The 21172-nt window shown below is 69.8% G+C and carries 21 protein-coding genes; 11 read left to right on the top strand and 10 right to left on the bottom strand.

Annotation, left to right across the window (positions count from 1 at the left end):
* Positions 1-2: 2 nt before the first annotated feature.
* A complete protein-coding gene (locus ABDW61_RS08915) occupies positions 3-1796 on the bottom strand; it encodes a glycoside hydrolase family 15 protein (protein WP_343638094.1) in 1794 nt (597 codons plus the stop codon).
* A 167-nt stretch (positions 1797-1963) separates the two neighbouring features.
* On the opposite strand from ABDW61_RS08915, the gene ABDW61_RS08910 reads away from it, so the two are divergent.
* Positions 1964-2560 (top strand): NUDIX domain-containing protein, encoded by a 597-nt coding sequence (locus tag ABDW61_RS08910; protein WP_343638093.1) that lies wholly within the window; start codon positions 1964-1966, stop codon positions 2558-2560.
* Between the two features lie 43 nt (positions 2561-2603).
* On the opposite strand, the gene ABDW61_RS08905 is transcribed toward ABDW61_RS08910, so the two are convergent.
* A complete protein-coding gene (locus ABDW61_RS08905; RefSeq protein WP_343638092.1) occupies positions 2604-3050 on the bottom strand; it encodes a hypothetical protein in 447 nt (148 codons plus the stop codon).
* A 178-nt stretch (positions 3051-3228) separates the two neighbouring features.
* On the opposite strand from ABDW61_RS08905, the gene ABDW61_RS08900 reads away from it, so the two are divergent.
* The 3 genes from ABDW61_RS08900 to ABDW61_RS08890 are packed head-to-tail and all read left to right on the top strand — an operon-like array spanning position 3229 to position 4826.
* Complete coding sequence (locus ABDW61_RS08900) at positions 3229-3915, top strand: glutathione S-transferase family protein (RefSeq protein ID WP_343638091.1); 687 nt, start codon at positions 3229-3231, stop codon at positions 3913-3915.
* Between the two features lie 10 nt (positions 3916-3925).
* Positions 3926-4351, top strand: coding sequence for a metalloregulator ArsR/SmtB family transcription factor (locus ABDW61_RS08895; RefSeq protein WP_343638090.1), 426 nt, complete (start codon positions 3926-3928; stop codon positions 4349-4351).
* A gap of 1 nt (position 4352) precedes the next feature.
* On the top strand, positions 4353-4826 hold the full coding sequence (locus ABDW61_RS08890; protein ID WP_343638089.1) for an SRPBCC family protein: 474 nt from the start codon (positions 4353-4355) through the stop codon (positions 4824-4826).
* Between the two features lie 10 nt (positions 4827-4836).
* Here the strand turns inward: ABDW61_RS08890 and ABDW61_RS08885 are convergent, their stop codons facing one another.
* Genes ABDW61_RS08885 through ABDW61_RS08855 form a run of 7 tightly spaced genes read right to left on the bottom strand, consistent with a single transcriptional unit; the run spans position 4837 to position 13033 of the window.
* Entirely contained in the window at positions 4837-5904 is a 1068-nt protein-coding gene (locus tag ABDW61_RS08885) for an ABC transporter ATP-binding protein (RefSeq protein WP_343638088.1), read from the bottom strand.
* Between the two features lie 7 nt (positions 5905-5911).
* Positions 5912-6745 carry an ABC transporter permease subunit gene (locus tag ABDW61_RS08880; protein ID WP_343638087.1) on the bottom strand — a complete coding sequence of 278 codons (834 nt, stop codon included), beginning with the start codon at positions 6743-6745 and terminating at the stop codon, positions 5912-5914.
* Positions 6742-7575 carry a hypothetical protein gene (locus tag ABDW61_RS08875; RefSeq protein WP_343638086.1) on the bottom strand — a complete coding sequence of 278 codons (834 nt, stop codon included), beginning with the start codon at positions 7573-7575 and terminating at the stop codon, positions 6742-6744. The genes ABDW61_RS08880 and ABDW61_RS08875 overlap by 4 nt, the downstream gene beginning before the upstream one ends.
* The gene (locus ABDW61_RS08870; RefSeq protein WP_343638085.1) at positions 7566-8450 is read right to left on the bottom strand and encodes an alkaline phosphatase family protein; all 885 of its coding nucleotides are present in this window, start codon (positions 8448-8450) and stop codon (positions 7566-7568) included. The genes ABDW61_RS08875 and ABDW61_RS08870 overlap by 10 nt, the downstream gene beginning before the upstream one ends.
* Complete coding sequence (locus ABDW61_RS08865; RefSeq protein ID WP_343638084.1) at positions 8447-9529, bottom strand: extracellular solute-binding protein; 1083 nt, start codon at positions 9527-9529, stop codon at positions 8447-8449. Before ABDW61_RS08865 ends, ABDW61_RS08870 begins: the two co-directional genes overlap by 4 nt.
* The gene (locus tag ABDW61_RS08860) at positions 9526-10752 is read right to left on the bottom strand and encodes an alkaline phosphatase D family protein (RefSeq protein WP_343638083.1); all 1227 of its coding nucleotides are present in this window, start codon (positions 10750-10752) and stop codon (positions 9526-9528) included. The genes ABDW61_RS08865 and ABDW61_RS08860 overlap by 4 nt, the downstream gene beginning before the upstream one ends.
* Positions 10753-10756: 4 nt before the next feature.
* Positions 10757-13033 (bottom strand): TonB-dependent receptor, encoded by a 2277-nt coding sequence (locus ABDW61_RS08855; protein WP_343638082.1) that lies wholly within the window; start codon positions 13031-13033, stop codon positions 10757-10759.
* A gap of 249 nt (positions 13034-13282) precedes the next feature.
* Between ABDW61_RS08855 and ABDW61_RS08850 the strand changes: the two genes are divergently transcribed.
* Entirely contained in the window at positions 13283-14041 is a 759-nt protein-coding gene (locus tag ABDW61_RS08850; RefSeq protein ID WP_343638081.1) for a DeoR/GlpR family DNA-binding transcription regulator, read from the top strand.
* A 21-nt stretch (positions 14042-14062) separates the two neighbouring features.
* Here ABDW61_RS08850 and ABDW61_RS08845 read toward each other — a convergent pair whose 3' ends face one another.
* Entirely contained in the window at positions 14063-15025 is a 963-nt protein-coding gene (locus tag ABDW61_RS08845) for a tetratricopeptide repeat protein (RefSeq protein WP_343638080.1), read from the bottom strand.
* A gap of 158 nt (positions 15026-15183) precedes the next feature.
* On the opposite strand from ABDW61_RS08845, the gene purE reads away from it, so the two are divergent.
* The 6 genes from purE (at position 15184) to ABDW61_RS08815 (ending at position 21172) form a co-directional block, all read left to right on the top strand.
* On the top strand, positions 15184-15648 hold the full coding sequence (gene purE / locus ABDW61_RS08840) for a 5-(carboxyamino)imidazole ribonucleotide mutase (protein ID WP_343638219.1): 465 nt from the start codon (positions 15184-15186) through the stop codon (positions 15646-15648).
* On the top strand, positions 15648-16817 hold the full coding sequence (locus ABDW61_RS08835) for a 5-(carboxyamino)imidazole ribonucleotide synthase (protein WP_343638079.1): 1170 nt from the start codon (positions 15648-15650) through the stop codon (positions 16815-16817). Before purE ends, ABDW61_RS08835 begins: the two co-directional genes overlap by 1 nt.
* Before the next feature lie 14 nt (positions 16818-16831).
* Complete coding sequence (locus tag ABDW61_RS08830; protein ID WP_343638078.1) at positions 16832-17815, top strand: L-threonylcarbamoyladenylate synthase; 984 nt, start codon at positions 16832-16834, stop codon at positions 17813-17815.
* Positions 17816-17837: 22 nt separating this feature from the next.
* Positions 17838-18776, top strand: a complete 939-nt coding sequence (locus tag ABDW61_RS08825) for an esterase (RefSeq protein WP_343638077.1) — start codon at positions 17838-17840, stop codon at positions 18774-18776.
* 272 nt (positions 18777-19048) lie between these two features.
* The gene (locus ABDW61_RS08820; protein WP_343638076.1) at positions 19049-20443 is read left to right on the top strand and encodes a lipase family protein; all 1395 of its coding nucleotides are present in this window, start codon (positions 19049-19051) and stop codon (positions 20441-20443) included.
* Positions 20444-20473: 30 nt separating this feature from the next.
* Positions 20474-21172, top strand: coding sequence for an OmpW family outer membrane protein (locus tag ABDW61_RS08815; RefSeq protein ID WP_343638075.1), 699 nt, complete (start codon positions 20474-20476; stop codon positions 21170-21172).

Below are 21172 nucleotides of genomic sequence, written 5' to 3'. Positions count from 1 at the left end.
GCTCAGATCTGCGATTCCCACGGACGCGAGAGCCGCATCGCGCCGTTGATGATGCCCACCATCGAATAGGTCTGCGGGAAGTTGCCCCAGAGCTCGCCGGTGACCGGATGCGTGTCCTCGGACAGCAGGCCGAGGTGGTTGCGCGCCGCCAGCAGCGCCTCGAAGATCTCGCGCGCCTCGTCGACGCGGCCAATGCGGGCCAGCGCATCGATGCGCCAGAACGCGCAGATGTTGAACGAGGTCTCGGGCTTGCCGAAGTCGTCGGGCGCCTCGTAGCGGCGCATGTAGGGGCCGTCGCACAGCGAGGCCTCGAGCGCGTCCACGGTGCTGATGAAGCGCGGATCGCGCGGATCGATGAAGCCGACCTCCGTCATCAGCAGCACGCTGGCATCGAGGTCCTTGCCGCCGAAGCTCTCGACGAAGGCCTTGCGGTGGTCGCTCCAGGCGTTGTCCAGGATCTTGCGCTTGATGAGGTCGGCGCGATCCTGCCAGAGCGCGGCGCGCTGCGGCAGCGCGAGCACGCGCGCGATCTTGGCGAGCCGGTCGCAGGCGGCCCAGTTCATCAGCACCGACGAGGTGTGGACGCGGGCGCGCGTGCGCAGCTCCCACATGCTGGCATCGGGTTTGTCGTGGATCGCGAAGGCCTGCTCGCCGGCGCGCTCCAGCAGCGCGAACTCGTCGATGCCGGCGCGCTGGTGCAGGCGGTGATCGAAGAAGGCCTGCGCGGAGCCCAGCACGATGTTGCCGTAGACGTCGTGCTGGAAGTGCTCGAAGGCCTGGTTGCCCGCGCGCACCGGCCCCATGCCGCGATAGCCGCGCAGATGCGGGACGAGGTGCTCGGTGAGCTTGGCCTCCAGCCCGATGCCGTAGAGCGGCTGCACGTGGCCGTCCTTGGACTGGCCGATGATGTTGCGCATCCAGCGCAGGTAGTCCTCCATCGTGCCGGTCTCGGACAGGCTGTTGAGCGCGCGCACGACGAAGAACGCGTCGCGCAGCCAGCAATAGCGGTAGTCCCAGTTGCGCTGGGTGTGGGGGGCTTCGGGCACGCTGGTGGTCATCGCGGCGACGATGGCGCCGGTCTCCTCGTAGAGGCAGAGCTTGAGCGTGATGGCGGCGCGGATCACGGCTTCCTGCCACTCGAGCGGGATCGCCAGGCGCCGCGTCCAGTCGCGCCAGTAGGCGATGGTCTTTTCCTCGAGCACGCGGGCGATGTCCTCGACGCCGCGATCCAGCGTCTCGTCGGGGCCGAAGACGAAGCTCATCGGCATGTCGAGCGAAAAGGCGGTCTCCTCCTGCACGTAGGTCAGCGGCGCATTGGTGGTCAGGCGGATGGTGCCTTCCGGGCCGACGAAGCGCAGGTGGTTGCTGCCGCGGGTGCGGGCGGGGTGGGCGGAGCCCCACTGGATGACCGGGCGCAGGATGACGCGGATGCGGGGATGGCCCTGGATGGGGCGCATGCGGCGCACCAGCATCATCGGGCGATAGGGGCGGTCGTTGAGGAAGAAGCGCGGCATGAAATCGGTGATCTCGATCGCGTTGCCGTGCCGGTCGTGGAGGCGGGTGCGCAACACGGCGGTGCCGTGGTCGTAGGACTGCTCGCTATGGGAGAAATCTTCCAGCAAGACCTGGAACGTGCCGTCGGGGCCGATGCCTTCGGGGGAGTCGATGAGCGCGTGGAAGACCGGATCGCCGTCGAAGCGGGGTGCGCAGCACCAGACCACGCGGGCGCGGTCGTCGATCAGCGCACTGACCGCGCAGTTGCCGACGAGTCCGAGTTTCAGGGATGCGGCTTCCATCGAGTCCTCCTTGTTCGTCGTTCTGGCGATGTTGCGCGGGACGGGGTCCGGGCTCAAGGCAAAACCCGTTCCCGAGGCGGGGTGCTCGCGGGGGCGAGCCGCTTCGCCGCGAGGGGACGAGATGGCAACAGAATGTCGGTCCGCTCACTTCAATGCTTTGCCGCTCCATGACCGCTTCGGACCTGCGCGCTCACGCGCTCGATCAACTGAACCGCTACCTGGAGGCGCATCCGCGGGAGCGTGAGGAGCTCGGCGCGCTGATGGCGCAATTGCTGGAAGATCCTGCCGACGTCTTCGCCCGCGCCAACATGCGCGGGCACGTGACCACGAGCGGCATCGTCTACGACGCGCGGGCCGACATGGTGCTGATGATTCACCACAAGGTGCTCGACCGCTGGCTGCAGCCGGGCGGCCATCACGAAGGCGCCGATCGACTGGACGTGTCAGCGGCGCGCGAGGTCCGGGAGGAAACCGGCGTGGAGCGCTTTGCGCCGTGGCCGGCGGGCGCAGGGGGCGCGCTCCCCTTCGATGTCGAGTCGCACGCAATCCGGGCCAACCCCGCGAAGGGCGAGGGCGACCACCTGCACCATGACTTCATCTATCTCTTCGCGGCCGACTCCACGCAGCCGGTGCAGCCGCAATGGGCGGAGGTGAAGGGCGTGCGCTGGATGCCGCGTGCGGACTTCGCGGCGCTGCCGAGTCCGCGCTTCGCGAGGATGAACGAGAAGCTCGTGGCGCTTCGCGAGTCGTCCGCGCCGGCCTGATTGATGTGCAGAGGCGGGCCGCTGGAAGCGACCCGCGCCGCGCTCACTTGAACTTCAACTCCTGCAGCAGCATCGAGCTGCCGATGTCGCGGAACTCGAGCCGGTTGCCGCTCTCCTTCTGCATCTGCGCCTCGGTCTTCTTGCGCCAGGCGAGGTACTCGTCGTTGCGCTTCTCGCCCTCGGCGCCGGTGGGCAGGCGCTCGGTTCTCACCACGAGGTAGAGATCGGGCTCGCCCTTCCTGGGGTAGGCGTTGGCCATGATCATGTAGTCCTTGATCCAGCCCTTGGACTTGGCGAACTCCTGATCCGCCTTCCAGTCCTTCGCCAGGAACTGCGCATAGGACAGCGCGCCGCCATCCTTCAGATGCACGCCGGTGACTTCCCAGAAATCGCCCTGCGTCATGGGCCAGTCACCTGCACGCACCGGCGCCATCGCCATCACGCCGCAGAAACCGATCGCCAACAACGCCTTCACTACGATGTTCTTCATGACATCCTCCGTTCAAGCCTCGAATCGAGGGCCAGGAAAGTTAGGCGACCAACAGGTCAAGCGATCCCCCTAACTTGGAAGGTGACAACCCTCTTCGAGCCGGTGTGTCTTGGATAGTTAGACAGTCGGGAAAGTATTGGTTAAACTTTCCTCATCCGGAAACTATCGAGGTGCTCCGATGTCCCTGAGCCTGTACTTCCATCCGCTTTCCTCTTATTGCCACAAGGTGATGATCGCCTTGGACGAAATGGGCATCGAGGTCGAGCGGCGCTTCCTGGACCTGGGCGACCGAGCCCAGCGCGAGGCCTTCCTGGCGCGCTGGCCGACGGGAAAGATGCCGCTGCTGATCGACGGCGACCGCGTGGTCCCCGAGACCAGCGTGATCATTGAGTACCTCGCTCGCCATCACGCGAGCGCTGATCAGCGCCTGCTGCCCGACGACATGGATGCGGCGCTTGAGGTCCGGCTGATGGATCGCCTGCTCGATGCCTACGTGATGACGCCGATGCAGGCCATCGTCGGAGACCGGATGCGCCCTGAGCCGCAACGCGATCCGACGGGCGTCGCCAAGGCGCGCGACACGCTGGCGATGGCCTACGGTCTGCTGGATGAGCGCCTCGCTGGCCGCGCGTGGATCGCGGGTGACCACTTCAGCATGGCCGACTGCGCAGCGGCGCCGTCGCTGTTCTACGCGACCACGCTGGTGCCGATCGACGCTTCGCGGCAGCGTCTTGCCGGCTACATCGGCCGGTTGATGCAGCGTCCCTCCGTGCTGCGCGCGCTGGAGGAAGCGAGGCCGTTCTTCAAGCTCTACCCGTATCGCGAAGCGCTGCCCGAACGCTATCGCCCCGCGGAGGAAGTCTGAGATGGCGCGCGTGACGGCCCTCCCGGCGGGACCGAAGTCCCCGCCGCCTCCACCCGACCCGGATCTGCTGGATCGACAGTTCTTCGCGTTGTCCGACGCGACGCGGCGGCGCATGCTCGATCAGCTCGGCGCCGGTCCGGCTTCGGTGTCGGCGCTCGTGGAGCCGCTGGGCATCGCGATGCCCTCGGCGGTCAAGCACTTGGCCGTGCTCGAGGGAGGCGGCCTCGTGGCGTCGGAGAAGGCCGGCCGCGTGCGCACCTATCGCATCGTGCCTGCCGCCTTCGCGGCGATGGAGCAATGGGTCGCCCAGCGCAAGGCCGGTCTGAATGCACAGTTCGATCGGCTGGAGGCCTATCTGGCCGCTGAAGCCGCCGAACCCGCAGACCCGCCGCCACCAGCGCCGTCCAGGAAATCAGGCAAGGCCAAGAGGAAATGAGATGACACCCATTCCCGCGCTGCACACCAGCTTCGTCATCGAGCGCGACTTCCGCGCGAGCCCCGCCGCGGTGTTCCGCGCCTGGGCCGATCCCGATGCGAAGCGCCAATGGTCCGATTGCCATCCCGAGAACGTCGTTCACTACAGCCTGGACTTCCGTCCGCTGGGCCGAGAGTCATACCACGCGCGCCATGCGGATCTCGGCGACCAGTTCGTCGAGAAGGTGTTCTTCGACATCGTCGACGGCCGCCGCATCGTCTTCGCCTATGACATGGTCATGGGCGGGCGCAAGCTGTCCGCGTCGCTGGTCACCGTCGAGTTCGAGCCGATGGCCACCGGCACGCACATGGTCTACACCGAGCAGCTCGCCTACTTCGACGGCCACCGCGACCTGGAGCAGCGCATGCGGGGGACGCAAGAGGGACTGGATCGCCTTCGGCTGATCGTCGAGGGCGGCGCTGGAGCGATGCAGTAGCAGGGCCGTCTCAGTCCTCGATCCACCGCATTGCGGGCTCCGCGATCATGAGTTCCACCATGCTGCCCGCGGCCAGTTCGGCGTCCTCGTGCCGCCGCCACAACGTGAGCGTCTGACCGCCCGGACCTTCGAACTCGCAAGCCACGCGTTGCTGGCCGGGATAGCTGGCGCGCAGCGTCGCCGGGAAGCGCAGCGCGGGCGCGCCCTGCGTGTCTGGCGAGTCACCGGCCAACATCAGCGCCTCCACCGGCGCGATCCAGTGGCCGCTCTCGCGCCGCCACGTGCCCTCCAGCGTGCGCGCGTCCAGCCGGTTGAACATGCCGAGGAAATCGGCGACGCGCCGGTTGGCCGGCGCCCGGCGCAGCTCGCGCGGCGACGCGCATTGCGCGATGACGCCGTCGAACATGACCGCGACGCGGTCGGCAACCTCGAAGGCTTCCTCGCGATCGTGCGTGACGATCACACAGCTCTGACCCAGCTCGCGCTGCAGCTGCCGGAACTGGCGCCGCAGCGGCAGGCGGAAATGCTCGTCGAGCGCGGAGAAAGGCTCGTCCATCAGCAGCAGCATCGGCCGCGTCGCCAGCGCGCGAGCGAGCGCCACGCGCTGGCGTTGGCCACCCGACAAAGCCTGCGGCAGCCGGTCGGCCATGGCCTGCAGATCGATGAGCGCAAGCAACTCATCGGCGCGCGCGTCGGCCTGGGCCGCGTCTTCGCCGCGAGCGAGCGGGCCGAAGCGGATGTTCTCGCGCACCGACAGATTCGGGAACAGCGCGTAATGCTGAAACACCATGCCGATGTCACGCCGCTGCGGCGGCAGCGACTGCACGAACCGTCCGCCCATCGCGATCGATCCCTCGTCCAGCCGCTGCAGTCCCGCGATGGAGCGCAGCAGCGTCGTCTTGCCGCAGCCGGACGCGCCGAGCAGCGCCACCACTTCGCCGCGCGCCAGCGTGAGGTCGATGCCGCGCAGCACCGGCCGGCCGCCGAGCGCGAGCCGGGCATCGCGCACCGCCAAGTGCGGCGCGTCCGCCGTCGCGGCGGCACCGCCATCAAGAGTCGGAGAAGCGATCGAGCTCATCGTCCAGTCATCGAGGTTGATCCACAGCCGTCCAGCGCCGCGTCAGCGCGGCCACCCCCGCGACGACTGCACCGACGCCAGCGAAAGCCAGCACCATCAGCGCGGCAGCCTGATGGCCGTTGGCATTGCGCAGGCTGTTCATCAGCGGCTGCAGCAGTTCGAGTTGCCCGCCGAGCAGCAGATTGGCGATGGCGAACTCCATCGCCGCCGTCACCCAGGCGAGCAGGAAGGCCGCCAGCAGCGCAGGCGCCAGCATCGGCAGCAGCACGCGGCGGATCGTCAGCCCGTCGCTGGCGCCCAGCGTGCGGCCGGCCTCGATCAGCGCGGCGGCGTTCAGTTGGGCGAGCGCCGATTGCAGCGTCTTGTGGATCAGCGGGAACAGCGTCGGCGCGACCACCGCCACGTAGACCAGCGGCAAGGGCAGCCAGCCGCCCCAGCGCCCGACGAAGAGCTCCAGCGCGCTGATCGCGATCACCACCGGCGCGATCGCGAAAGGCAGCAGCGCGATCAGGTCGAGCGCGCGGCGCAGCGCGGCGGCTTTCGGATGCGGGTCCAGCTGCGCAGCGATCGCGGCCGGGATCGTTGCCAGCGCGCCGCAGATCAGCGCGAGCGTGGCGCTGGCCAGGGCGAGCGCCGTGGTCCGCAGCACCGCGCCCTGCACGCGCGGGTCGCGCACGGCCTCGCCGAGCCAGCGCAGCGTCGGCGCTTCCGGCCACCAGTGACGGTCCCAGCGGCCGCTCAGTCCGTAGAGCAGCAGCGCCGCCATTGGCACCAGCACGGCGATCAGCAGCGCGGCCAGCGCGAACGCCGAGAAGACCGGGGGCCTATGCGCGGCGCTCATGCGATCCCTTTCCGCAACCGCGCGGCCAGCCAGCGCGTCAGGCCGAGCACCGCCGCGAGCATCGCGAACAGGATCAGCGCCAGCAGCGCCGAGAGCTCCGGCTGCGCGAAGATGTCGCCGCTCACCAGCGACGCGATGCGCACCGCCAGCACGTGGGCCGCTGTGCCGCTGAGCGCGAACGGCGTCGCGAACGCCGCCGCCGCGTTGGCGAAGAGCAGGCCGACCACCTCGACCAGACTCGGCAGCAGGAGCGGCAGGCCGACGCGCCGCCAGTACAGCGCGGGTCCCGCGCCCAGCGTCGCTGCCGCGTCTTGCAGCGAGGCATCGAGCATCCTCGCTGGCGCGATGAGCAACAGCGCCGCCAGCGGCGCCTGGAAGCACACATAGGCGAGCAGCAGCCCACCCAGGCCCTGCAGGTCAATCCACGGCGGCAGGCCCATCGATTGCAGCGAGACCGTCACCACGCCCTGCGCCCCGAACAGCAACAGCAGCGCCACCGCGAGCGGCACGCCGGAGAAGTTGGCCCCCAGGCTCGCGAGCAGCGTCACCGGGCGCTCCATGCGGGGCAGCCGCAACAGCGCGATCGCCGCGCCCAGGCCGATGAGCAGGCCGATCAGCGCCGACAGCGCGCTCAGCCACAGCGTGTTCCAGGCCGCTTCGAGGTAGTAGCCATCGGCGGTGAGCTCGCCGATCGCGCAGCCGTCGCCATGGCCGATGCAGTCGCCGAAGATCGTCGCCGCGCGCCAGCCAAAGGGCAGCACCAGCGCAACGCCGGTGAGCAGCAGCAAGGGCCAGGCGCAGCGCCCTGCGCTGCCCGCGTTCAGCGCCATGCGGCGGCGTCCTCGCGATCGGCGTGGCCCTCGAGTCCGCCCAGGCCGAGCCGCTCGAGGATCCAGCCGGCGACATCGGTCTGCCGCTCGGGCAGCGCCAGGCCGGTGGCGCCGTCATGCGGCGCCCAGACCAGCGGCACTTCGCGCTCGACGGGCAGCGGCCCGCCATGCATGCGGTCCGCGTGCATGCCGTGATCGCTGGTCAGCAGCAGGTCGAATCCCGCCGCGTGCCAGCGCGGCAGCAACTGCGCGAGCAGCATGTCGAGCTTGCGCGCGCTCATTGCGTACTGCGTGGACTCGCCGCCGTGCAGATGGCCCGCGAGGTCGGGTCCCATCGGATGAACGAACAGCAGCGACGGGCCGTCCAGCGGCAGATGCGCGCGGCGCAGCGCCTCGGCGTCGGCGAGCAGGTGGCTGTCGGGATAGTCGTCCTCCCAGTACCAGCGCGCCGCGGCGATGCCGCAGCCCGCGGGCACCGCGTCGCGATGGCGCAGCGGGTCGAAGACCTCGCCGGCCAGCAGCTCGTAGAACCAGTGATAGGCCGCCACCGCCGCCGGCACGCCCCGCGCGTCCAGCGCCTGGAACAGGTGGCGCGCCAGCCGCTGACCCGCCTGGCCATTGCCCAGGATGCCGTGCGTCAGCGGCGTCTGGCCATTGATCACCGTCGCGTAAAGCGGGCGCGACAGGCTGGGCAACTCGCAGCGCAGCGAGCGCCACTGCGCGCGGCCGGCTTCGTTGAGCGCCTGCAGATAGCCCATGTAGTCGCGCGCGGTGTCGGCGCGAAGGCCATCGGCCAGCAGCACGACGAGCCGCCGCCGAGCGGCGGCAGGCGCCTGCTCCTGGCCCTGGCCCTGGCCCTGGCCCGCTTCGCTCATCGCGCCGCTCCCAGCACCTCGCGCTGCCACGCGCGCGGCAGCTTCTTCACTTCCTCGGTCCACACGGCCGGCTTGAGCGCGCGCGCCTTCGCGTACTGGGCCTCCGGCACCAGCAGCGCCTTCAGATCCGGCGGCAGCTTCAGATGCGCGACGCGGATCGGCCGCGCATGGCCGCGCGCCAGGTTCATCTGACCGGCGTCGCTGAAGATGTACTCGCGCGCCAGCATCGCCGCGTTGGGGTGCGGCGCCCAGCGGTTGATGATCGTCGTGTAGCCGCTGGTCACCGAGCCGTCCGAGGGGATCAGCACCTCGTAGTCCGCCGCGTTGGGCAGCTTGGCCCGGTAGGACAGCGCGTTGAAGTCCCACAGCAGGAAGACATCAGCCTCCGCCCGCTCCATCAGCGCCGGCGTGGCGTTGGTGCCGATCAGGCGCCGCTCCTTCGCCAGTTGCGCGAAGGCGGCCAGCGCCGGCTGAAGGCGGGTCTCGTCCCCGCCCAGCGCCAGCGCCGCCGCCAGCACCGCCGCGTTGGACTGCGCCGCGCGGCCGACCTCGCCGATCATCACGCGCGCCTTCGACGCGAACAGTGCCTGCCAGCTGCGCGGCACGTCCTTGAGCCGCCGGCGGTTCACCGCGAACGCGATCGTGCCGGTGTAGGCCAGCGCCCAATGGCCTTCGGGATCCTTGGCCCAGTCCGGCACCTGCGCCCAGGTCGTCGGCTGGTAGGCCTGCGTGATGCCGCGCGCCTTCGCGATCGCGCCGAACTCGAAGCCCACGTCGCCCAGGTCGGCGCTCGCATTGCCCTTCTCGGCCTCGATCTTGGCGATCTCCTCGGCGCTGCTCATGTCGGTGTCGACGTGGGCGATCGCGTAAAGCCGCTGCAGGTCCGCCCACGTGGCGCGCCAGTTGGCCCAGTCGTCGGGCATGCCCAGGCTGTGCACGCGGCCCTCCTTGCGCGCCGCGGTCATCAGCGCATCCAGCGCCGGCGTCGCCGGCATGCCGCCCTGGGCCAGGGCGTTCAGGGCAAAAGGCCCGCACAGGGCGGGCAGGGTCCGGAGCAGGGCGCGTCGGGACAGGGTCATGCGGTCTTCTCCTTGGCGTGGCGACGCAGGTCCGACAGCAGCAGGTCCTTCGTCACCTTGGCCTTTCCATTCACGTCGCACAGCGCGAGGCGAAGTCGCAGATCATCCTCTCCTTCGGTGACAGGCTCGATGTCCACGATGCCGAAGTTCACTTCCGCCATCACCGCCGAGCGGCGGTTGCGGTTGGGCGTGGGAATGTCCCAGACCTCGGTCAGGCCGCTCGAGGTCGCGTCCCATAGCGGGTAGCCGCCTTCGACCTCGACGCTGGACAGCTCCGCGTAATGCATGTCGCCGCTGAGGAACACCACGCCCTGGGCGCCGGTCGTGCGGATCAGCTCGATGAGACGCGCCCGCTCGCGCGGGAAGTTGGCCCAGCATTCCCAGCCGCTGCCCTCGGCCGCGAACTGCACGCTGGACCCGATCAGCCGCACGTCCGCCGGCACGCGCAGCTGCGCTTGCAGCCATTGCCATTGCGCCTCCCCGAGGATGGTCGCCTCCGGCCGCGGATCGGGCACGTACCAGCCCGTCATCGGCTGGCCGCTGAGCTTGGCCCGCAACACCATCGCGGCGTAGCTCGATTTCAGCGCTGGATCCGCCGTCAGCATCGTGCGGTTGAAGCGCAGGTCCGGCAGGATCACCTGGATGCGGCGGCCGAAGGCCTCGAACACCTGGCTCGTGTAGACGCCGTCCGCGCGGCGGCGCGGCGAGTCCGCCGGCTCGCCCCAGGCATCGCAGAACAGCTGCTGCGACAGCTGCTTGAGCGGGTAATCCGCGCCCTCGTCGTCATCGCCGAAGTCGTGGTCGTCCCAGATCGCCAGGTGCGGCGTCGCGCGGCGGAAGGCCTGCAGCGGCTCCACCGCCATGAACTCGGCATAGCGCTGGCGCAGCGTGGCCTCGTCGCGCGCATCGGCATACAGGTTGTCGCCGAGGAACAGGAAGAGATCCGGCTTGGCCGCACCGATGGCGCGCCAGATCGGCTGCGGCTTGGACTGCTTCGCGCAGGAGCCGAACGCGACACGGAAGCGCCGCGCCGCGGCCGTGCCGGGCGGGACGTCCGCGGAGGACGGTCCCTCCGCGGCCGGCGCCGCGCAGCCCGCCAGCGGAACCGCCAGCGGCGTGGCCAGCGATCCCGCCAGGAGCAGTTGGCGGCGCGTCAGCGCGGGCTCGCGTGTCGCTCGGCCGCGCTGGCGGTCGTTCGTGCGGTCGTTCTCGCGGTCGGCCATGGCGTCAGAACTTGCCGGTCAGCGTGACGTAGAACTGGCGCGGCGCGCCCGGCAGCAGCGTGGCGTAGGTGCCGTCCTTGTCGCTGTTGGTGAAGCCGTTGGAGCCGATCGTCGAGATGTAGTGCTTGTCGAACAGGTTGCTCACGCTGGCCTGCAGGCTCAGCTCGCGCAGCATCGACACGTTCTTCATCTTGTAGCCGGCGCTGACGTTGACCAGCGTGCGGTCCGGCACCGAGGCGTCGTTGGTGTACGAGTAGTAGCGCTTGGACATGTAGTCCACGCCGATGCTGCCGAACAGCGCGCCGTCGTCGTAGCCGAGCTGCGACTTGACCATGGTGTCGGGCGCGTCGGTCACGCGCTTGCCGCGGATCGCCACCGGCGTGCCGCCGCTGACGACGTCGTCGCGGTAGGTCGACTTGGACAGGCTCACGCTGTTGTACCAGGTGAGCGTCGGCGCCAGGCGGAAGGACAGCGCGCCTTCCACCCCGGTGGCGCGCACGTCGCCGACGTTGGACAGCACCACCGGATTGCCCTGGATGCCGCTGCCTTGCTGGATGCTCAGCAGGCGGTCCTTGAAGTTCACGAGATAGGCGCTGACCGAGCCCTCGTAGCCGCGGCCGCTGGTGCGCCAGCCGGCTTCGACGGTGTCGGAGGTCTCCGGCTTGAGAGTGCCCTTGATCGCGTCGAAGCCCGCCGCCGTGGTCGCGAACGGCGAGGTGCCGGTCGCCGCGCCCTGATAGGCGCGCATGTTGCGGGCGATGGTGCCGTAGAGCTCATTGCTCGCCGACAGGCGGTAGTTGATGCCCAGCTGCGGCAGGAAGTTCTTCTGCGCGGTGATCGAGCCCGACGGGCCGGTGCCGGCCTCGAGCTGGCCGTCGATCTTGACCTTCAGCGATTTGAAGCCCGCGCCCACGGTCAACTCCTTGGTCACCGACCAGGTGTCGGACAGCGAGAACTGCGTGGTCTTGGTATTGAACCCGTACTGCCACTGCGTGGACATCGGGTTGCTCGGGAACTGGTAGACGCTGGGCAGCGCGTTCGGGCGCACTGCGTAGAAGCGGCGCGCCTGATCGAAGTCGTTGTCCTCGAACCAGACGCCGGCCTTGAGCAGGTGCTCGCCCAGGTCCATCTCGGCGTTGGAGACCACGCCCCAGCGGTGGATGCCGTACTCGGTGGTGCGCTCGGCGATCGGGGAGCCGGTGCCCGCGATGTCGTTGCCCGTCGCGTCCTTCAGCGCCGGCGTCGCGGTGTACGGCGTGAACCACAGGCCCATGCCCTTGTTGTGGTGGTAGTACGCGGTGGTCTTCCACGTCGTGTTCGTGGCCAGGCGCAGGTCGGCGGTGGCGCCGGCCAGCTCGTCGTTGCGCAGGCCGGCGCCGGCGTAGTACTGGTCATCGCAGGCGGCGACGTAGTTGCTCGGCTGGCACAGCGTGTTGGCGGCGTTCACCGCGGCCGTGAAGTCCGGATAGAAGTTGTCCAGCGTGTCGCCGCGGCGCTTGATCAGGTCCAGCGACAGATCCTGATAGTCGACCTCGCGGCGGCGCGAGGTGTTGGCGAAGGCAGACAAGCGGCTGTCGCCCACGGTCTTGACCCACTTGAAATTCCACTGCTCCAGCTTCTGCTGACCGGAGCCCTTCCACTTGTCGGCGTCCTGGTTCGTGTAGCTCAGGTAGACCTGGCCCAGCGAGGACGCGCCGCTGTCCACGCGCAGGAAGGTGCGGGTGGCCGAGTCGCTGCCCAGCGTCTGCGAGGCCCTGAAGCCGAACTGGCCGGCCGGGTCGTTCGAATAGAACTGCAGCGTGCCGCCCAGGTTGCTCGAAGACGCCGCCTCCAGCGCGCCCGCGCCCTGCGACAGCGAGGCGCGGCCGACGTTCTCGCTCGAGATCGCGCGGCTGATGTGCAGGCCGTTGAAGTTGCCGTAGGACATGTCGCCCAGCGGCACGTCGTCGAGGGTGAAGCCGAGCTGGTTCTGCGAGAAGCCGCGCACGGTGAAGCGCGTCGACCACTCGTAGTTGCCCAGGCCGTCGGCGGCCTGGAAGTTCACGCCCGGCAGGCGCGCGACCGTCGCCAGCGGGCTGGTGCCGGCGGGCGCGTTGTCGAACTCCGCCTGGTTCAGGCTCTGCACCGAACGCAGCTGGCCGCGGCCGACGGAGACGGTGACGCGCTCCAGTTCGGCGCGGTCGGAGGCGTCCGTGGACGGTGCGGTCGATTGGGCGGAGGCGGGGAGGGCGTACGCCAGGCTCAGGGCGAGCGCCAGGGCGCAGGGCATCGGGTGCTTCATGGGTGGACTCGGTGCGGTGAAGGGGGCGGTTTGAGGATCGAACGCCTCGCACTGTCACAACCGTCCACGACAAGACAACGACAAACACGAGAAACCACAGCTCTGCCCGCTTCTGCCGCTGTAAATCCACAACATCACAAATGAATCCTCAAACTGTCACGACATTGAGGCTCGGGTCTGGATGAATGCGGGAGCCGCCAGGCGAGGCAGGTGTCGCCGGCGGCAGTCATCGGGGAGAACAACCGAGCCATGTGGTCTCAGGAACGACACGACAAGATCCTCTTGCTGCTGCGCGAGCGGCACCGGCTGACGACGGACGAGGCGGCGCGCGAACTCGGCGTATCGCGCGAGACGGTGCGCCGCGACCTGATCGAGCTGGAGCAGGGCGGCAAGCTCGCGCGGGTGCACGGCGGCGCGGTGCCGTCCGAGATGCCGGCCGAGGCCAGCTACGCGGAGCGGGTGCAGTCGCGCCGGCGGCAGAAGCAGGCGATCGCGCGCCAGGCGCTGACGCTGGTGAAGCCGGGCATGAGCCTGTTCATCGACGCCGGGTCGACGACCCACGCGCTGGCGCAGGCGCTGGCCCAGGAGCCGGCGCTGCGGGTGATCACGAACTCGGTCGCGGTGTGCGACGCGATGGCGGGCCGGCAGGGGCACGAGGTGCTGATGCTCGGCGGCGAGTTCGTGCCGGAGACCTCGGCCACCTTCGGAGAGTTCACCGTGGCCGAGATCGCGCGGCATCGCGTGGACCTCGCATTGGTGTCGCCGACCGCGCTCGACGCGCGCCAGGGCGCGATGAGCTATCTGTGGGCCGAGGTCGCGGTGGCGCAGGCGATGCTGGCGCGCGCGCGCCAGCGGGTGCTGCTGGCCGATGCCAGCAAGCTCGGCCAGGGCAGCCGCATGCAGGTCTGCGACTGCGCCGGCATCGACGTGCTGGTCACCGACAACGAGGCCGATCCGCAGGAACTGGACCGGCTGACCCGCGCCGGCGTGGGGCGGATCCTCTTCTGATCAGGAACTGCTGATCGGTGATCAGAACAGCGCCATGCTGAGCTTGCGGCGGTACTGGTCGACCAGCGGATCGGCCGGGGCCACGGTGCTCGGGCCGGAGAGCTGCAGCCCGCCGCCCGCCTGCGGCGCCGCGGCGCCATGTGCCGGCGGGGCCGGCTTGGTCATCAGCTCCAGGATCGAGACATAGGTCTTGCGCGCGAGCTGGTCGTTCCAGGTCTTGTCGCGCATGATGATTTCGAGCAACTCCTCCATCGCGCCGGTGAAGTCGCGGCCGGCGAACAGGCCCTGCGCCAGCGCGAAGCGGGCGTCGAAGTCGCGCTTGTTGGCGCTGATCGCCGCCTGCAGCGCGGCGGGATCGAGGCCCTGCTCGGCGCGCTCCGCCGCGGCGATCCACGCGGCCAGCGCCTGGAAGCGCGGATGCGGCGTGATCGTGTCCGCGGCCAGATGCGCCACCGGCGCGAAGGCCGCCTTGGCGTGCTCCAGCTGATCGTCCTCCAGCAGCGCGCGGATCAGGTCGAAGCGTGCCGTCTCGTTGGCCGGGTCGGCCTGCACCGCCGCCTGCAGCTTCTGCAGCGCGCCGTCGCTGTCGCCTTCCTCCATCAGCGCCTGCGCCTCGGCCAGGTCCTCCTCGGCCTCGAGCGCCTCGCCGGTGGGCACGTGGCGGTCCAGGAACTCGCGGATCTGCGCCTCGGGGATCGCGCCCACGAAGCCGTCCACCGGCTGGCCGCCGACGAACATCACGCAGAACGGGATCGAGCGCACGCCGAAGGCCTGGCTCAGCTGGGTCGCGATTTCCGGCTGGTCGTCGCTGTTGAGCTTGGCCAGCTTCCAGCGGCCGGCGTAGGCGACCTCCAGTTTCTCCAGCATCGGACCCAGCGTGCGGCACGGACCGCACCACGGCGCCCAGATGTCCAGCAGCACCGGCTGCTGCATGGAGGCCTGCAAGAGGTCGGCTTCGAAGTTCTGGAGGGTGATGTCGGTCATGGTGGGGAGATCAGCGGGGGCGGGGGGTGTTCGCCAAGCGGCAAGAACGGCACCTGAGGCTGCCCGCCTACAATTCAAGGTTTCACGATTGACAGATCGAGGACCGACCCGTGAGCAGCGCCACCACTCCCGCCATCGCCCCCGTCATCGGCGTGGTGATGGGCTCCAGCAGTGACTGGGAGACCATGAAGCACGCCGCCGACATTCTCACCGAGTTCGGCGTGCCGTTCGAGGCGCGGGTCGTTTCCGCGCACCGCATGCCCGACGAGATGTTCGCCTACGCCGAGCAGGCCGAGGGCCGGGGCCTGAAGGCGATCATCGCCGGGGCCGGCGGCGCCGCCCATCTGCCCGGCATGCTGGCCGCCAAGACGCTGGTGCCGGTGCTGGGCGTGCCGGTGGCCAGCCGCCATCTGCAGGGCGTGGATTCGCTGCACTCGATCGTGCAGATGCCCAAGGGCATCCCGGTGGCGACCTTCGCGATCGGCACCGCCGGCGCGGGCAACGCGGCGCTGTTCGCCGTGGCCGTGCTGGCGCGCGACAACGCGGACCTGCGCGCCAGGCTCGACGCGTTCCGCAAGCGCCAGACCGCCGCCGCGACCGCGATGAGCGAGGAGCTGCGCTGATGCCGCTGCTGCCGCTGTTGCCGGGCCATGCGACGCTGGGCGTGCTGGGAGGCGGCCAGCTCGGCCGCATGTTCGTCCATGCGGCACAGGCGCTGGGCTACCGCTGCGTGGTGCTCGATCCCGATGCCTCGAGCCCGGCCGGCGCGGTCGCGCAGGATCATCTGAAGGCGGACTACCTGGATGCCGCGGCGCTCGAGGAGCTCGCCCGCCGCTGCGACGCCGTCACCACCGAATTCGAGAACGTGCCCGCGCGCGCGCTGGAGCAACTGGCACGCACGCGCGTCGTCGCGCCGGGCGCGGCGGCGGTGGCGATCTGCCAGGACCGCGCCCGCGAGAAAGCCCATTTCGACGCCAGCGGCGTCCCGTGCGCGCCGTACGCGGTGCTGCGTTCTTCGGCCGATCTGGCGGCCGTGCCGGACACGCTGCTGCCCGGCATCCTGAAGACCGCCCGGCTGGGCTACGACGGCAAGGGGCAGCGCCGCGTCGCCGATCGCGCGCAACTCGCGGCGGCCTTCGACGAACTGGGCCGCGTCGACTGCGTGCTCGAGCAGATGCTGCCGCTCGCGCTGGAGCTGAGCGTGCTGGTCGTGCGCGGCGCCGGCGGCGAGGTCGTCACTTACCCGGTCCAGCAGAACCTGCACCGCGACGGCATCCTGGCCGTCACCGAGGTGCCCGCGCCCGATGTCGACGCCGCGCTGCAGGCGCAGGCGCGCCGCTCGGCCGCCGCGATCGCGGCCGGCATGGGCTACGTCGGCGTGCTGTGCGTCGAGTTCTTCGTGCTGAAGGACGGCCGTCTGGTCGTCAACGAGATGGCGCCGCGCCCGCACAACTCGGGCCATTACACGATGAACGCCTGCGATCTCTCGCAGTTCGAGATGCAGGTCCGCGCGATGGCCGGCCTGCCGCTGCGCGAGCCGCGCCTGCATTCGCCGGTGGTGATGCTGAACCTGCTGGGCGACCTGTGGTTCGACGCCGAGGGCCGCGAGCGCGCGCCCGACTGGGCCGGGGTGCTGGCCTTGCCCGGCGCGGAGCTGCACCTGTACGGCAAGGCGCAGGCGCGCCAGGGCCGCAAGATGGGTCACTTGAACGTGATCGGCGCCACGGCCGAGGACGCCCGCGCGAACGCGCGCCGCGCCTGCGCGCTGCTGGGCCTGCCGGACACGTGGTGACGGAGGGCGGCGCGATGGTGCTCGACGGACAGTCGCCTGCCGCGGTGCGCGAGACCGCACGCGTGCTCGCCTCGGGCGAGCTGGCCGGCGTGCCGACCGAGACCGTCTACGGCCTGGCGGCGCGCGCCGACCAGGACGGCGCGGTCGCGAAGATCTTTGCCGCCAAGGGCCGGCCCAGCGACCATCCGCTGATCGTCCATGTGCTGGACGAGCAGGGCGCTCGCGTCTTCGCGCAGGACCTGCCCCCGGTGGCCCACCGCCTGATGGAGGCCTTCTGGCCCGGCCCGCTGACCTTGATCGTGCGCCGCGTGCCCGGCATCGCGGCCGCTGCCGCCGGCGGACAGGACACGGTCGGCCTGCGTTGCCCTTCGCACCCGGTCTTCCGCGCGCTGATGGCCGAGTGCCGCGCGCTCGGCGTCGAGGGCTTGGCGGCGCCGAGCGCCAACCGCTTCGGCCGCGTCAGCCCGACCACCGCGCAGCACGTCGCCACCGAGTTCGAGCCCGGCCTGGCGGTGCTGGACGGCGGCGCCTGCGACGTCGGCATCGAGTCGACCATCGTCGACGTCAGCCGCGGCGGGTTGACGCTGCTGCGCCCCGGCGTGCTGACGCCGGAGCAGCTCGAGGCCGCGGCCGGCCTCCCTTTACAAGCTCCCGACGCGCGCGCGCCGCGCGCGTCGGGCACACTCGCTGCCCATTACGCGCCCCGGGCCACGGTCCGGCTGCTGTCCACCGAGGCGCTGCGGGACGCGTTGTCAGGCGAACGCCCGGCGGGGCTGGCGGTATATTCCCGCACGTCCTTCGCCGAGCCGGCGCCGGCGCTGCATCGGGCCATGCCGGCCCAGGCGCGCGCGGCGGCGCGGCAACTGTTCGCCGTCCTGCGTGAGCTGGACGCGGCCGGCGCCGCGGAGATCTGGATCGAGGCGCCTCCACAGGAGGCCGCCTGGGATGGGGTACGGGACCGCTTGTCCCGCGCGGCGGCGGCATTCGCGCCCCGCTGAGTTTTCGAGATTTGGAGAGTTCATGAAGAGTCTGAAGCGCCACCTGGCCGTGCTGCTGGGTGCGACCGCGATGCTGGCGGCCTGTGGTGGCGGCGGCCAGCAGATCGATCCCTTTGCGCCCAAGCGCATGATCGCCTTCGGTGACGAGACCAGCACCATCCGCACCGACGGCACCAAGTACACGATCAACGGCACCGACACGACCACCAAGGCCGTGGTCTGCACGTCCAACGCGATCTGGGTGCAGCAACTGGCCAGCCGCTTCGGCCTGGTCTTCGCCGAGTGCAACGTCGACAAGCTGGCCACGCCCACCGCGCGCATGTACGCGGCCGCCGGCGCCAAGGTCGCCGACGTGACCGCGCAGATCGACCGCCAGTTCGCGCTGGACGGCTTCAACAACAAGGACCTGGTCACGGTGCTGGCCGGCGCCAATGACGTGATGGAGCTCTACGCCCAGTTCCCGGCGCAGGACGCCGGCACGCTGGGCAATGCCGCGCAGGCCCGGGGCGAGCAGCTGGCCGCCCAGGTCAACCGCATCGCCGACGCCGACGGCCGCATCATCCTGTCCACCGTGCAGGACATGGGCCTGTCGCCGTTCGCGTTCAAGGAAAAGGCCGCCCATGCCGACGCCGATCGCGCCGCGCTGCTGTCCGAGTTGTCGCGCCGCTTCAACGTCGGCCTGCGCCTGAAGATCCGCAACGACGGCCACTACATCGGCCTCATCCTCACGGATGAGCTGATGGGCACGATGAGCCGCTTCCCGACCGCCTACGGCGCGACGAACTCGGCCGACGCCGCGTGCCTGGCGACCTCGCTGCCGCCGGTGTGCACCGACCTGACGCTGGTCACCAGCGCCACGTCCACCAGCCACATGTGGGCCTCGGACCTGCTGGTCGGCCCGATCATGCACAACAACATGGCCCTGCAGGCCTCGAACCGCGCCACCAACAACCCGTTCTGACGGCGCCCGCGACGGCGCGGGATCGCACGATCCTGCGTTGTTCGCCTATCGATGACCCCAGTGTTGCAACCGCGCCTCGAAGGGGTCAGGTTGTGCGTCACGTGACTCCCGGACCCTGGCATGCTGCGGTGTGTCAGGGTTTTCCTTTTGGAGCGTCCACCTGACGACCGCTTACAGTGATCCCTGAGAAAAACGAACGACCGTTCGATTTAATGCCGACCGCACTCGCCGGGACGGCGTGAACGACGGAGACAACCCCTGGAGAAGTCCGAATGAACAGCCAATTCAAACTGGCCAGCCTGACGCTGGTCGCGGCCGCCATGCTGAGCGCCTGCGGTGGCGGCAGCAACCCGTCGAGCGACGATCCCCCGCCCGCGCGCGGCACGCTGGAGCTGGGCCTGCTGGCCGGCGCCGCCACGGCCGACCAGATCGACGCGGGCACGCAGGCCAAGGGCGTGCAGGCGCTGTCCGGCAAGGCCGCCTGCGGCGTGGACGTGCGCTATGTCTACTACTGGACCCGCGATCCTCAGGGGAACCCGGCCACGGCCTCGGCCGCGGTGCTGGTGCCGTCCGGCACGGCCGCGGTGTGCACGGGCAACCGCCCGGTGCTGCTCTACGCGCACGGCACGACGACCGACCAGGCCTTCAACATGGCCCAGCTCTCGACCAACGCCGAAGGCTCGCTGGTTGCCGCGTTCTACGCCGCGCAGGGCTTCATCGTCGTGGCTCCGAACTACATGGGCTATGACCGCTCGGGCCTGCAGTACACCCCGTACCTGAACGCCGAGAACTCCGCCATCGACATGATCGACGGTCTGCGCGCCGCCAAGACGCACCTGAACGCCGAGAGCGCGGTCAAGCCGTCGGCCAAGCTGCTGATCGCCGGCTACTCGCAGGGCGGCCACGTCGCGATGGCCACGCAGAAGGTCATCGAGCGCGACTATGCGTCCGAGTTCACCGTCACCGCCGCGGCGCCGATGTCCGGCCCGTACAACCTGGTGAAGCTGGGTGACACCATCACCAGCGGCACGGTCAATGCCGGCGCGACGCTGTTCCTGCCGCTGATGCTGACGAGCTACCAGAAGGCCTACGGCAACATCTACTCGGCCCCGTCCGACGTCTACCAGTCGCAGTTCGCCGCGACGGCCGAGACGCTGTTCCCGTCCAAGGAGTCGATCACCCAGCTGATCCAGGAAGGCAAGCTGCCGGCCGACCCGACCTTCACCAAGCTGTTCGGCACTGGCGGCCTGCTGACGGACACCTTCCGCACCGGCTACCCGACCTCGAACTTCCGCAAGGCGCTGCAGACCAACACGCTGCTGGGCTGGACGCCGAAGGCGCCGGTCGCGCTGTGCGGCGGCGCGAACGACCCGACGGTGTTCTTCTTCAACACCACGGACGCGCAGGCCGACTTCGGCTCGCGCGGCAAGGCGGTGCCGGCGTCCAACCTGGAAAGCGCGGCGTCGATGTCCTGGGCCGGCGCGACGACGGCGGCCACCATCGCGGGCGGCTTCGCCCAGGCCAAGGCGGCCACGTCCGCCGCGGCGGGCGGCGGCGCGGCCGGCGCGGCGGCGGTGCAGGGCGCGTATCACGGCACGCTGGTGCCGCCGTTCTGCAACGCGCTGGCGCGTGGCTTCTTCCAATCGGTGCTGGCTTCCCAGCCGTAATTCCCGGCGACCAGAACGGAGACACCATCCATGAAAAAGAACATCCCCCTCATCCTGGCCGCCTCGCTGATGGCACTGGCGGGCGCCGCGCGCGCCGAGGAACCCGCGGTGGGCACGCACACCGTCTACGTGGGCCTGGCCCACATCGACGTGAACAGCAAGGCCGCGCCGCTGGCCGGCGGCAGCAAGCAGTTCCCGGATCCGGGCCCGCAGATCCGCGTCGGCAACGCGACCACGGTGGGCTTCGGCTACACCTACCGCTTCGCCGAGCGCTGGAGCGGCGAGATCGTGCTGGGCGTGCCGCCCTCGCACAAGATCTACGGCAACGGCGTGCTGGCCAATGCCGGTCAGATCGCGGTCGTGCGCCAGATGCCGCCGACGGTGTTCGTCAACTACCACCTGGGCGAGTGGCTGCCGAAGTTCCACCCGTTCGTGGGCCTGGGCGTGAACTACACCTACTTCGAGAAGAAGCGCAGCACGCCGACCGGTGACGCCATCAGCGGCGGCCCGACGCGCATCACGCTGACCAACTCGTGGGGCGCTGCGGCGCACGCGGGCTTCACGGTGCAGTACTCGAAGAACTGGTCGCTGACCGGCACGGCCGCCTACGCGGACGTGCGCAGCACGATGCGCTCGTACACGACCACCAAGGACGGCGTGGAAGAGCTGCACACGAAGATCAACTTCCGCCCGATCGTCTACACGATGTCGCTGGGCTACTCGTTCTGA

Source organism: Roseateles sp., assembly GCF_039595595.1.
Taxonomy (GTDB): domain Bacteria; phylum Pseudomonadota; class Gammaproteobacteria; order Burkholderiales; family Burkholderiaceae_C; genus Roseateles.
Note: the sequence above shows the minus strand (reverse complement) of the source record. Positions and strands in the feature narration are given on the sequence as shown.

Coding starts and splice junctions, on each gene's coding strand:
- ABDW61_RS08875 (WP_343638086.1), bottom strand. CDS start 7,575: ATGGCGCTGAACGCGGGCAGCGCAGGGCGCTGCGCCTGGCCCTTGCTG.
- ABDW61_RS08905 (WP_343638092.1), bottom strand. CDS start 3,050: ATGAAGAACATCGTAGTGAAGGCGTTGTTGGCGATCGGTTTCTGCGGC.
- ABDW61_RS08820 (WP_343638076.1), top strand. CDS start 19,049: ATGAACAGCCAATTCAAACTGGCCAGCCTGACGCTGGTCGCGGCCGCC.
- ABDW61_RS08860 (WP_343638083.1), bottom strand. CDS start 10,752: ATGGCCGACCGCGAGAACGACCGCACGAACGACCGCCAGCGCGGCCGA.
- ABDW61_RS08885 (WP_343638088.1), bottom strand. CDS start 5,904: ATGAGCTCGATCGCTTCTCCGACTCTTGATGGCGGTGCCGCCGCGACG.
- ABDW61_RS08815 (WP_343638075.1), top strand. CDS start 20,474: ATGAAAAAGAACATCCCCCTCATCCTGGCCGCCTCGCTGATGGCACTG.
- ABDW61_RS08830 (WP_343638078.1), top strand. CDS start 16,832: ATGGTGCTCGACGGACAGTCGCCTGCCGCGGTGCGCGAGACCGCACGC.
- ABDW61_RS08890 (WP_343638089.1), top strand. CDS start 4,353: ATGACACCCATTCCCGCGCTGCACACCAGCTTCGTCATCGAGCGCGAC.
- ABDW61_RS08880 (WP_343638087.1), bottom strand. CDS start 6,745: ATGAGCGCCGCGCATAGGCCCCCGGTCTTCTCGGCGTTCGCGCTGGCC.
- purE (WP_343638219.1), top strand. CDS start 15,184: ATGGGCTCCAGCAGTGACTGGGAGACCATGAAGCACGCCGCCGACATT.
- ABDW61_RS08855 (WP_343638082.1), bottom strand. CDS start 13,033: ATGAAGCACCCGATGCCCTGCGCCCTGGCGCTCGCCCTGAGCCTGGCG.
- ABDW61_RS08910 (WP_343638093.1), top strand. CDS start 1,964: ATGACCGCTTCGGACCTGCGCGCTCACGCGCTCGATCAACTGAACCGC.
- ABDW61_RS08845 (WP_343638080.1), bottom strand. CDS start 15,025: ATGACCGACATCACCCTCCAGAACTTCGAAGCCGACCTCTTGCAGGCC.
- ABDW61_RS08865 (WP_343638084.1), bottom strand. CDS start 9,529: ATGACCCTGTCCCGACGCGCCCTGCTCCGGACCCTGCCCGCCCTGTGC.
- ABDW61_RS08835 (WP_343638079.1), top strand. CDS start 15,648: ATGCCGCTGCTGCCGCTGTTGCCGGGCCATGCGACGCTGGGCGTGCTG.
- ABDW61_RS08915 (WP_343638094.1), bottom strand. CDS start 1,796: ATGGAAGCCGCATCCCTGAAACTCGGACTCGTCGGCAACTGCGCGGTC.
- ABDW61_RS08900 (WP_343638091.1), top strand. CDS start 3,229: ATGTCCCTGAGCCTGTACTTCCATCCGCTTTCCTCTTATTGCCACAAG.
- ABDW61_RS08850 (WP_343638081.1), top strand. CDS start 13,283: ATGTGGTCTCAGGAACGACACGACAAGATCCTCTTGCTGCTGCGCGAG.
- ABDW61_RS08825 (WP_343638077.1), top strand. CDS start 17,838: ATGAAGAGTCTGAAGCGCCACCTGGCCGTGCTGCTGGGTGCGACCGCG.
- ABDW61_RS08870 (WP_343638085.1), bottom strand. CDS start 8,450: ATGAGCGAAGCGGGCCAGGGCCAGGGCCAGGGCCAGGAGCAGGCGCCT.